Here is a 10,743-nt window from a genome sequence, read left to right on the forward strand (position 1 = left end):
GACACTTGCTACCTTGAGCACCTGTTCGCCGCTTGACTTCCAATACGGTTGCTTTTCTTTGCGGCAGGCAAAGAAAAGTAGGTGCTGCCCCGCACAGGGGCGACGCTAATAGACCACTAAGAAAACAAGGAAAGGCCAACCCCACAGGCGCACAGAAGAAAGCGCCGAGCAGGCAATCAAATCAAGGAAAGGCTACCGCCACAAAAACACAGACAATGCCGCCGCCAAAGGCAAAAACCCAACCTCAACCAACAACCCCTTCCGCCGCAGGCACAGACCCAAGCGCATTCCGAATAGCATCAGCGAGCTCAGAAGCTGCAAACTTCGCCACATACCCATTCGCCCCAGCATTCTTCACATGCGCCTCATTCGCGGCGCCAGTCAAAGACGAATGAATAATCACCGGAATATCTCGAGTCCGCTCATCAGCCTTGATCTGACGGGTCAACATAAACCCATCCATCTCCGGCATCTCGAGATCGGTCAACACCAGCGCAATACTGTCCTTCACCCGCGCGCCGGTAGCCTGCGCTTCACGCGCGACCTGCTGCAAGGTATTCCAAGCCTCCTCGCCAGTCTTGGTCATCACGTAATCCGCGCCGATCGCGCTCAACGCCTGCTCGATCAGCTTGCGCGCAAAACCTGAATCGTCCGCAGCAAGAATCTTGGCACCACGGCGAATGCCCAACGCCTCACCCACGGAGGTTGGATCCACACTCGGATGCTGCGACGGAAACACATCACGCAACACCTGCTCCACATCGATTACCTGGGCGAGCCGCGAGTCGCCCGTGTTGCCGTCAATACGCGCAATGCTCGTCACCAGATTGCCACCGGCCGCGCCTTCGGCGGATAGCACCTGGTTCCATTCGAGCCGCACGATGTCATCCACTTCCTCGACCGCAAAAGCCTGCGTCGAACGCGCGAATTCCGTCACCAGCAATATGTTCAATCCGCGCGTGGGCTCGCAGCCCATCAGCCGCGGCAAATCGATCACGGGAATAATCTGTCCGCGAATGTCCACCGCGCCCATCACATAGGGCGAGGAACCGGCAATCGGCGTCACCTGCGGCATCGTCGAGATTTCACGCACCTTGAAGACGTTGATGCCGTAAAGCTCATGCGCGTCGCTGCCAGGAACGGATCCCAGCCGATACAGCAACAATTCGAATTTGTTGGAACTCGTCAGGTTGCTGCGTTCGTCGTTCGCGCGGTGATCGACTGCCATCGAAACTCTCCAGGGATTGCGGTGCGAGTAGTGCGCCATGCATACCGTTCGTTCGGCCCTGGCGCATGCCCTATCTATTCGTTATCGGCGCAATCGCAGAAAAGTTCAGTGAATTCAGGCGGTTTACTGATGCTTTCTGGCTAACACCCAACGCTATTCGGGGCAGGAAGAGGGCCGCGACCCTACAGCAAAGCCAGGTAATTCGTATGAAGGTTACCTAACGTTACAGAAGCGACAGCATGGTTTCACATGCGCGGCAATGCGCCTCCTAGAATGCACAGCGATAAGAGCGCGACGCCGTTAGTCAGTTGCAAGCGGCTTGCAAGGTATCAACGCAATCGCATGCAATCGCACGCAATCGCCAAGGCGCACGCGCATCGCTGTTGTTTCGCTTCCACCTCAAGGAGAACGTATGATTCGCTTGCCTCTCGCCACCATCACCAGTGCCTGTTTCGCCAGTCTCATGGTCGTCGCTACCGCAGCCAACGCGCAGACCGCGCCGGCGGCGCCGGACGCAGTTCGGATTCATGCGGCCGACCAGGCATTCATCACCGACGCCACCAAGGCTGTCGCCACGCAGCGCGACGCCGCGCGCATCGCCACCTCGCGCTCCACCGACCGGGACGTGAAGGCATTCGCCGAGCGTGTGTCGAACGACAACGCGAAAATCTCGGACGCGCTGCGTGCCGCGAGCCCGCGTGGCGTCGACGTGCCGAAGAACGATCCGGACACCGCGGTGCTCGCGAGCATCAATAACCTGCGCGGCGCGGACTTCGATAAGGCCTATATCGAGCAGGTCGCGCTCGCCGGCGAACAGAAAGCGCTGTCGGCTTTCCAGGCGGAAATTGCCTCGGGCCGCGACGAACAATTGAAGGACGCAGCGAAGAAGGCACTGCCGACGATCCAGGAGCACTACGCGATGGCTCAGGAGCTCGCCAAGCGTAAGCATCTGACGGCCCAGTAACTAAGTCGCACGCCAGGCACAGTCTGAGCCCCCGGTGCGCGTCACGTTGCGGCGTGACGCGCACCGCCATGCGGCAACAGGAAACGCCTTCAAAAGACGCACTCAAGAACCGGCAATACCCCTCTCTCACGCGGACAATCACGGCCTCCTGCATGTAGCAGGCCGAATGCGTTTTTTTCGGCGATAATCGGCTTCGTTCTTTCGGGTCTGGCCCGCGCGGTTTCCTGCGCGACTCACTCAGATCGAAAGCAATTTCCCGATTCCACGCGCATTCAATCAAAGCTCACCGCATGGGCAAGCCTGCCAATCTCCCGCAACAGTTGGAGCATATGCTTCGGCAAGCCGTCGCGCTTCAGCGCAACGGCGCATTCGCCGAAGCCGAAGAACTCTACCGCGAGATTCTTGAACTCAAGCCGCGCCATTTCGAGGCACTGCAATTGTTGGGTTCGCTCGCGCTACAAGCAGGTCGTGTACAGGAGGGCATCGAGTTCATCAGGAAGGCGCTCGCCGTCAACGCGAAACAGGCGCCGCTTCATTCGAATTTCGCCTATGCGCTCAATGCCTTGCACCGTTTCGACGAAGCACTCGCGAGTGCCGATCGCGCGCTCGCATTGCAACCCAGATTCCCGGATGCGCTGAACAATCGCGGTAATGCGCAAGCCGGTCTGAACCTGGCGCTTGAAGCACTCGGCAGCTTTGATCGCGCGATCGCCTTGATGCCGGATTTCGCGCAAGCCTGGAACAACCGCGCCTGCGTGTTGCGCGATCTGGGCCGTCCCGCCGATGCGCTCGCGAGCTGCGATCATGCGCTCGCCTTGCAGCCGAACTATCCAGACGCGTGGAGTAATCGCGGTAATGCGCTTAGCGATCTGAACCAGCCGCACGAAGCGCGGCAAAGCTATCAGCGCGCGCTCGAACTTGCTCCCGCGTTCGCCGATGCATGGAACAATCTCGGCCTGACCCAGATCGATCTCAATGAGCACGCGCAAGCGTTGCAGAGCTATGAGCGCGCGCTGGCCGTGAATCCAACCGCCGCCGAGACGCATTGGAACCGGTCGTTGTGTCTGCTGCAACTGGGGCAGCTGGAAGCGGGCTGGAAGGAATACGAATGGCGCTGGGAGCGTAGCCGGATCAAGGCCGGCACGCGCACCTTTGCGCAACCGCTTTGGCTGGGTGATTTTTCAATCGACGGCAAAACGATTCTGCTGCACGCCGAGCAGGGTCTCGGCGACACGCTGCAGTTTTGCCGCTATGCCGGGATGGTGTCGAAGCTCGGCGCAAAAGTCGTGCTGGAAGTACCGCGCGAGCTGATGCGGCTCATGTCCACGCTCGACGGTGTGGATCAATTGATCGAAGCGGGGCACGCACTGCCGCCGTTCGATTGCCACTGCCCATTGCTGAGTTTGCCGCTCGCGTTCAAGACCGATCTCACGAGTATCCCGTCAACGACGCCTTATCTTTTTGCTGAGCCGCAGGCATCGCGTGAATGGCACGAGCGTATCGCTGCACACGCGCAAGGACGCTTGAAGGTCGGACTCGTCTGGGCCGGCGGGAATCGGCCGCATGTCGCCGAGCTTCGCAAGAATGACGCGCGCCGTTCGATTACATTCGAGCGGCTCGCACCGATTCTCGATGTGCCGAACGTGCAGTTTTTCAGCCTGCAAAAAGGGTCGGCTGCGCAGCAACTGCCGCGCGGCGACTCGGCCTTGAGCGTCGTCGACTACACGGAAGAACTCGATGACTTCGCCGATACGGCCGCGTTGGTGGCAAACCTCGACCTGGTGATATCGGTGGACACGTCCACCGCGCATCTGGCCGGGGCGTTGAACAAGCCGGTATGGATTCTGAACCGCTTCGACACATGCTGGCGCTGGATGCTGGAACGCACCGATACGCCCTGGTATGCACAAGCGAGGCTGTTCAGGCAACCAGCACTGGGCGATTGGGATAGCGTGATTCGACGTACACGTGACGCGCTTGCCGCGTTGAGCGCCGCGGGACAACCTGCGGCGCACTGAAGATAAAACCGTGGCCGCGCGTCAGTCGGACAGGCCGGAGTCGCACGCTTCGCTCCGTTGCCGTGACGGCGTGCTTTGAGCACGCTCGGCATCTGTCACCACAATGCGAGCCGTTAGCCACGTTAGCCACGTTAGCCACGTTAGCCACGTTAGCCACGTTGGCCCGGACGCGCGTAGACTGAACGTCCGCTTATCGACGGCCAGGCCACGGAGATACGTCAATGGAATACAGACATCTGGGTGCATCCGGTTTCAAGGTGCCGGTACTGAGTTTCGGCACGGCCACGTTCGGTGGCAAGGGCGAATTTTTTCAGGCGTGGGGCGCCACCGACGTGGCCGAAGCGCGTCGCCTGATCGACATCTGTTTCGATGAGGGCGTCACGATGTTCGACAGCGCTGACATCTATTCGAGCGGTGCTTCCGAGTCGGTGCTCGGTGAAGCGCTCAAGGGCAAGCGCGACAAAGCGATCATCTCGACCAAGGCGACGTTCCGTTTCGACGACGGTCCGAACAATGTCGGCTCGTCACGTTTTCATCTGATCCAGGCGGTGGACGCGGCGCTCAAACGTCTGCAAACCGATTACATCGATCTGTTCCAGTTGCACGGTTTCGACGCGAAGACGCCGGTTGCGGAAGTCATGTCGACGCTCGACGATCTCGTGCGCGCCGGCAAGATCCGCTACACCGGGGTGTCGAATTTCTCCGGCTGGCATCTGATGAAATCGCAGGACGCCGCGGATCGTTACGGCTATCCGCGTTATGTCGCGAACCAGACTTACTATTCGCTGATCGGCCGCGACTACGAATGGGAGTTGATGCCGCTCGGTGTCGATCAAGGCGTGGGGGCGGTGGTATGGAGTCCGCTCGGCTGGGGGCGTCTCACCGGCAGGATCAAACGCGGTCAGCCGTTGCCGGAATCGAGCCGTCTGCATAAAACCGCCGACATGGGGCCGCCGGTGCCGGACGAATATCTGTTCCGCGTGCTCGACGCAATCGACGAAGTCGCGGCCGAAACCGGCAAGACGGTGCCGCAAATCGCGCTGAACTGGCTGCTTCAGCGGCCTACCGTATCGACGGTGTTGATCGGCGCGCGCAACGAGGAGCAGTTGCGGCAAAACCTCGGCGCGGTGGGCTGGAATCTGACGCCCGAACAGGTGGCGAAACTCGACACTGCCAGCGCTGTGCGTCCCGCGTATCCGTACTGGCATCAGGAAGGATTTGGGGAGCGTAATCCCAAGGGGGTTTAAGTGTGCCGCTTTGGCGTTGGCTTCCTGGGCGTTTGCACAGCGTAACAACCCGCTCCGGCTCGACGGCTATTTGACGAGTTCAGCAGGAGCGGCGAACAGTTCGCTGTAGTAACGGCGGCCCGTATCGAGATGCGCGCTGAATGCGAAACCTTGTTCGAGCATGGCGTCAAAGTCGGCGCGTTCGATCTTCATCACGTAGCTGTGTTCGGTCGTGACGAGGCTGCACGGCCGATCGGTCACCGCCGCGCTGAACCATTTCCCCGCACTTGCATGGCCCGCCGGATACGAATGTTGGCCGTATTCGATTTGCCAACCGCCGTCCAGAAGAATCCACATGCCTTGATCGCTCGCGGCACTGTGTGCGCTGCCATCGCATTGCACGACCACAGTGCCGGGTTGCGCTTCCCATTCATGCGAATGACCGATCACCCAACGCAGTTGCCCGGTCGTCAGATTCGTGAAAAAGGGCGTGTGCTTCAACAGATGAAGGTAAGTCACAGAGGGTTTCATTTCCGTACTCTGCATGGTGATGGACGCATCCGGCGACTGCGGTTTTGCATCGCAAGCGGCGATCAGAAACGGCAGCAGCACGGCGCAGGCGGCCAGGATTGAGGGTTTCATGAGGGTGCAGGTTCAAAGCGGGAAAGGAATGGCGAGACGCCAAGGTTGACCTGTCACCCTTGACGTCCCTCGCTGTCATGCCTGACTAACGCTTGATCTTCGCTTCGAGCAGATCGCCCATGCCGATCCGCTTGGCGAACTCGATACGCACGCGCTCCGAGACCTCGAGCACTTCACGCGCACCGTCGCCGACGAAGTCGATCACCGAGCGCATCGGCCGCTCGCCCGAAGGCAATGCGACGATCCGCACGATTTCATCGGCCACGGCTTGCGGATCGGCGTCGTCCGGCGTGAGTTCGGACAGGCGCTCGCCGATCTGATCCATTACGCCGTCGTAGCGCGCATAGGCGGCGGCGCGTTCTGCATCGGCAGGCTGACCGGCGCTCGGAAAGTGTGCGGTACCGCGAGTGAACGCGCCCGGCACCACGATCGAAGTTTCAATACCGAAGCGCGCGATTTCGTAGGCGAGCGTGACCGCCAAAGAATCCATCGCAGCCTTTGCAGCACCGTAAGGGCCGAGGAAGGGAGGAAAGCCGCCCTTGGTGGTCGTGCTGCTGATCCATACCATCAGTCCGGCTTCCTGCTGCCGCAGATACGGCAGCACCGCACGGTTCACACGCTGCGCACCGAACAGGTTGGTGTCGAACACCTTCACCATTTCTTCGGGCGTGAACGCTTCGGTCGGGCCGACTACCAGGTGCCCCGCGTTCTGCATCACCACGTCGAGCCGTCCCTGCTCGCGGACGATCGTCGCGGCGGCGGCATCGGCGGATTCTTGCGACAACACGTCGAGTTCGAGCGGATGCAACGGGATGTCCTTCGCGCTGGCGAGCGCCCGCATTTCGTCGGCGCGCGGCTTGTTGCGTCCTTCGACATCGCGCATCGTCGCGTAGACGATATGGCCGGCTTCGGCCAGCGATTGCGCGGTGAGCTTGCCGATGCCCGTACCCGCGCCCGTGACCAGGATGACGTTCTTCTGCATTTTCTTCTCCGATGCGTGATTCGTGATTCGTAAAAGTGATACGACGTTTAAACGTACTGTGAGAAAGGCTCTTTACGCGTTTTCAAGCGTGGTTAAGCCACGCCGCCGTTGGCGCGCAGGATTTGGCCGTTGACCCAGCCTGCATCCGGGCCGGCGAGGAAGGACACCACCGAGGCGATGTCGTCCGGCTGGCCGAGGCGTTGCAGCGGCGGCATCTTGGCGAAGGTCTGGATCTGTTCTTCGGTCTTGCCGTCGAGAAACAAGGAGGTTGCGATCGGACCCGGCGCAACCGCGTTGACGGTGATGTTGCGGCCGCGCAATTCCTTGGCGAACACGTGCGTGAATGCTTCGACGGCGGCCTTGGTGCCGTTGTAGATCGCGTAGCCCGGCATGTTCAGCGCCAGCGTCGTGCTCGAGAAGTTGACGATGCGTCCGCCGTTGTTCATCCGTGCAGCCGCTTCGCGCAGGGTGTTGAAGGTGCCGCGCACGTTGATGTCGAAGGTCTGGTCGTACAGCGCGTCGCTGGTGTCGGCGAGCGGCACCGTCTTGAGCACGCCGGCGTTGTTGACCAGGACGTCCACTTTGCCGAGTTGCTGTTCGGTGGTCTCGAACATGCGGTGGACGTCGTCGGCTTTCGACACGTCGGCCTTCACGGCGATGGCCTTCGTGCCCGCCGCCGTGAGTTCCGCGACGAGCGCGTCGGCCTCCGTCGAACTCGACGCGTAGTTGACGGCAACCGCGAAGCCGTCCTTGGCGAGGCGTTGCGCAACCGCCGCGCCGATGCCACGGGATGCGCCGGTAACGATGGCGACTTGAGCGTTTTTGATCGTGTTCATGATTCGTTTCCTTCTGTGGGGTGGGTTGGTGAAACGAATCATGGTCGCTTTGTTGGCTGAGATAATCGGGTTAGACTTGCCATCATCATTCCATTTGCTTTAATAATTGGTTGGTTGGCCGCCGGATAGCCGGCCTCCGGATCGCCGGCCTCCGGATCGCCGGCCGCCCCATAGGGTTCGACCATGGATCGTTTCGAGGAAATGCGGGTGTTCATACGGATCGCCGAGCGGCAGAGTTTCACGCGCGCTTCGGACGACTTGCAGATTCCGCGCGCCACCGTCACCAACCTGATGAAGCGCATGGAGCAGCGGCTCGGCGCGCGGCTTCTCGAGCGCACCACGCGCTCGGTACGGCTCACACATGACGGCGAGGCGTACTACCGTCGCTGCGTGCGACTGATCGCCGATATGGAGGAGGCGGAGGGCTCGTTTTCCAACATTGCGCCGAAGGGCCTGTTGCGCGTGAATTTGCAGGGCACCCTGGCCCGGCACTTCGTCGTGCCGGCGTTACCGGCGTTTCTCACGCGGTTTCCCGACATCGAACTGACGATCGGCGAGGACGACCGGCTGGTCGATCTGGTGCGGGAGGGGATCGATTGTGTGCTGCGGGCGGGCAATCTGCAGGATTCGTCGATGGTGGGGCGGCGCGTTGCGCAGTTGCCGCAAGTGACGGTGGCGAGTCCGGCTTATCTGGAGACGTATGGCGAGCCGGCCGATCCGGCGGCCTTGTCCACGCATCGTGCGGTCAATTATCTGTCCAGCGCGACCGGCAAGCCGGTGCCGCTCGAATTCAAGCTCGACGGCCGCGATACGGCCATGTACCTGCCGTCGACGGTGTCGGTGACAGGCGCCGATCTCTACACAGGCTCGGCGGTGGCCGGCCTCGGCATCGTACAAGTGCCGCAATACCGTGTGGCGGATGAACTGGCGTCCGGGCGGTTGAAGATCATCCTCGCGGACTTCCCGCCGCCGCCGATGCCGGTTTCGGTGCTCTATCCGCAGAATCGCCAGTTGTCGTCGCGTGTGCGGGTATTTGCGCAATGGTTGCGCGATATTTTCGAGGCGGCTGGGGTGCCGACGGGTACGCGGTAAGCGCGTGAGTTCAGTGCAGGCGTGCGGCACATGGCGCGTGGCAAATGGCAAATGGCGCGGTGACGCATTGGTCATGCGGTTGTTTCGAAAGCGCCGTTCGCTACTGTTTTGTCATTAACGTGAGGCCATTTCGCCGTGGTGGACCCACGTTGCCGTCCAACCGTACTATGTCTTCCATGTGAACACATTCGAAGGAATGGAACATGTTGTCAGAAGACGAACTGGCCTTACTGGAAGCAATTCGCGAAACCGGCAGCCTGTCACGCGCGGCGGCGCGGCTGGGCAAGGCGCCGTCGACGATTTCGCATGCCGCGCGGCAACTGGAGACGCGATTCGACGCGTTGCTGTTCGACCGTCGCCGCTACCGGTTGCAACTGACGCCTGCTGGCCAGATGCTTGCCGACGAAGCCGCGCGTCTGATGCTCGACATGTCGCGTATGACACAGCGCGTGCGGCAGATTGCGAGCGGCTGGGAAGACCGCCTCTGGGTGGTGACTGACGAGATTATCGAATTTGAACTGTTGATGCCGGTGATGCGCACGTTCGACGCGCTCGACTCCGGTGTCAAGCTACGCTTCACGCACGAGGTTTTGAGCGGCACATGGGAGGCATTGCGCGACGGCCGCGCGGATCTGATCGTCGGTGCGACCAACGAACCGCCTGCGATTCCTGGTCTGCGTTGGTTCGAATTGGGCGTGATGGAGTGGGTATTCGCCGTCTCGCCACGCCATCCGCTGGCGGGTGTCGAAGGGCCGCTCGGACGCGAACACATCCGTGAGCATCGCTCGGTGGCGGTGGCCGATTCGTCACGCGCAACGGCGGGGCGCGCGTACGGTGTGATCGGCGGGCAGTCATCGCTCGCCGTGCCGTCCATGCGGGCCAAGATTCTTGCGCAGCGCGATGGTTTGGGTGTGGGCTGGTTGCCGCGTCAGCGCGTGGCTTCGTTGCTGAAGAAGGGTGAACTGGTGGAGAAGGCCACAGCCGATCCGCGCGAGCCGAACGTGCTGTATGTCGCGTGGCGTGGCGATCATGAGGGGCGCGCGTTGCAATGGTGGCTTGAACAATTGCGGCAGCCTCGGTTAGCGAAGCGTCTGGTGCGCGGTGTGGATATGGTGATTGGCGCGTAATGCGCGAGCGGTTTGTGCTTTTGTGCAAGCTGTGCCGTGGATCGTGGGATCATACGTGCCGTGCTGAGCGATGTTGCTTTTTGCACGGTGCGGAATAACAGGAGCAGGACGATGATCGATGGACTGGTGGGCGGGCGCTTGTACGGCGAGGCGCAGATTCGCACGGGGCAGAATGGCAAGCGCTTTGTGACCTGCAAGGTCAGGGCGGCCACCAATGATGGCGATACGATTTTTGTCAATGTGATCGCGTTTGATGATGAAGTGCAGGCTGCGCTGCTGGCTCTTGGTGATGCGGATAGTGTTGCGCTTAGTGGGGCGTTGACGCCTAAGGTTTGGACTGACAAGAATGGGTTGGTTAAGCCTGCTATTGATATGGTTGCACATAGGGTGCTTGTGGCGTATCGGGGGGAAGAGTAAGGTTTTTTGCCTTTGGCGGCGGTATTGGTGGTTGGGCTGCGGGCGTGCTTTTATTGGTTTTTTTGCCTGCTCGGCGCGTTTTGTTTGTGCTTTTATGGGGTTGGCCTTTCCTTGCTTTGTTAGTGGTCTATTAGCGTTGCCCCTGTGCGGGGCGGCACTCACTTCTCTTTGCCTGCCGCAAAGAGAAGTAAGCAAGAGAAAGCGGCTCAAA

General features: G+C 60.7%; 11 protein-coding genes. 6 read left to right on the plus strand and 5 right to left on the minus strand.

Annotated features, from left to right (window positions below; translation table 11 throughout):
- Positions 1 to 244 precede the first annotated feature (244 nt).
- A complete protein-coding gene (locus tag KHO23_RS34580; protein WP_211617500.1) occupies positions 245 to 1,228 on the minus strand; it encodes a chemotaxis protein in 984 nt (327 codons plus the stop codon).
- A gap of 412 nt (positions 1,229 to 1,640) precedes the next feature.
- On the opposite strand from KHO23_RS34580, the gene KHO23_RS34585 reads away from it, so the two are divergent.
- From KHO23_RS34585 to KHO23_RS34595, 3 genes are all read left to right on the plus strand, one after another.
- Positions 1,641 to 2,192: a DUF4142 domain-containing protein gene (locus KHO23_RS34585; protein WP_211617501.1), complete on the plus strand. Its 552-nt coding sequence runs from the start codon at positions 1,641 to 1,643 to the stop codon at positions 2,190 to 2,192.
- 290 nt (positions 2,193 to 2,482) lie between these two features.
- Positions 2,483 to 4,210 (plus strand): tetratricopeptide repeat protein, encoded by a 1,728-nt coding sequence (locus KHO23_RS34590; RefSeq protein ID WP_211617502.1) that lies wholly within the window; start codon positions 2,483 to 2,485, stop codon positions 4,208 to 4,210.
- 221 nt (positions 4,211 to 4,431) lie between these two features.
- The gene (locus KHO23_RS34595) at positions 4,432 to 5,457 is read left to right on the plus strand and encodes an aldo/keto reductase (protein ID WP_211617503.1); all 1,026 of its coding nucleotides are present in this window, start codon (positions 4,432 to 4,434) and stop codon (positions 5,455 to 5,457) included.
- A 66-nt stretch (positions 5,458 to 5,523) separates the two neighbouring features.
- Here the strand turns inward: KHO23_RS34595 and KHO23_RS34600 are convergent, their stop codons facing one another.
- The 4 genes from KHO23_RS34600 to KHO23_RS34615 all read right to left on the minus strand — a co-directional run bounded on the left by KHO23_RS34600 (position 5,524) and on the right by KHO23_RS34615 (position 8,081).
- Complete coding sequence (locus KHO23_RS34600) at positions 5,524 to 6,078, minus strand: cyclic nucleotide-binding domain-containing protein (RefSeq protein WP_211617504.1); 555 nt, start codon at positions 6,076 to 6,078, stop codon at positions 5,524 to 5,526.
- An 85-nt stretch (positions 6,079 to 6,163) separates the two neighbouring features.
- Complete coding sequence (locus tag KHO23_RS34605) at positions 6,164 to 7,060, minus strand: SDR family oxidoreductase (protein WP_211617505.1); 897 nt, start codon at positions 7,058 to 7,060, stop codon at positions 6,164 to 6,166.
- Positions 7,061 to 7,152: 92 nt separating this feature from the next.
- The gene (locus KHO23_RS34610; RefSeq protein WP_211617506.1) at positions 7,153 to 7,896 is read right to left on the minus strand and encodes an SDR family oxidoreductase; all 744 of its coding nucleotides are present in this window, start codon (positions 7,894 to 7,896) and stop codon (positions 7,153 to 7,155) included.
- A gap of 38 nt (positions 7,897 to 7,934) precedes the next feature.
- Positions 7,935 to 8,081 carry a hypothetical protein gene (locus KHO23_RS34615; RefSeq protein WP_211617507.1) on the minus strand — a complete coding sequence of 49 codons (147 nt, stop codon included), beginning with the start codon at positions 8,079 to 8,081 and terminating at the stop codon, positions 7,935 to 7,937.
- Between KHO23_RS34615 and KHO23_RS34620 the strand changes: the two genes are divergently transcribed.
- The 3 genes from KHO23_RS34620 to KHO23_RS34630 all read left to right on the plus strand — a co-directional run bounded on the left by KHO23_RS34620 (position 8,080) and on the right by KHO23_RS34630 (position 10,532).
- Entirely contained in the window at positions 8,080 to 8,988 is a 909-nt protein-coding gene (locus tag KHO23_RS34620) for a LysR family transcriptional regulator (RefSeq protein ID WP_211617508.1), read from the plus strand. The genes KHO23_RS34615 and KHO23_RS34620 overlap by 2 nt on opposite strands.
- 203 nt (positions 8,989 to 9,191) lie before the next feature.
- Positions 9,192 to 10,115 carry a LysR family transcriptional regulator gene (locus KHO23_RS34625; RefSeq protein WP_211617509.1) on the plus strand — a complete coding sequence of 308 codons (924 nt, stop codon included), beginning with the start codon at positions 9,192 to 9,194 and terminating at the stop codon, positions 10,113 to 10,115.
- 111 nt (positions 10,116 to 10,226) lie between these two features.
- On the plus strand, positions 10,227 to 10,532 hold the full coding sequence (locus KHO23_RS34630; RefSeq protein WP_211617510.1) for a single-stranded DNA-binding protein: 306 nt from the start codon (positions 10,227 to 10,229) through the stop codon (positions 10,530 to 10,532).
- The last annotated feature ends 211 nt before the right edge of the window (positions 10,533 to 10,743 follow it).

The sequence above is a fragment of the Paraburkholderia haematera genome (assembly GCF_905220975.1).
GTDB lineage: Bacteria > Pseudomonadota > Gammaproteobacteria > Burkholderiales > Burkholderiaceae > Paraburkholderia > Paraburkholderia haematera.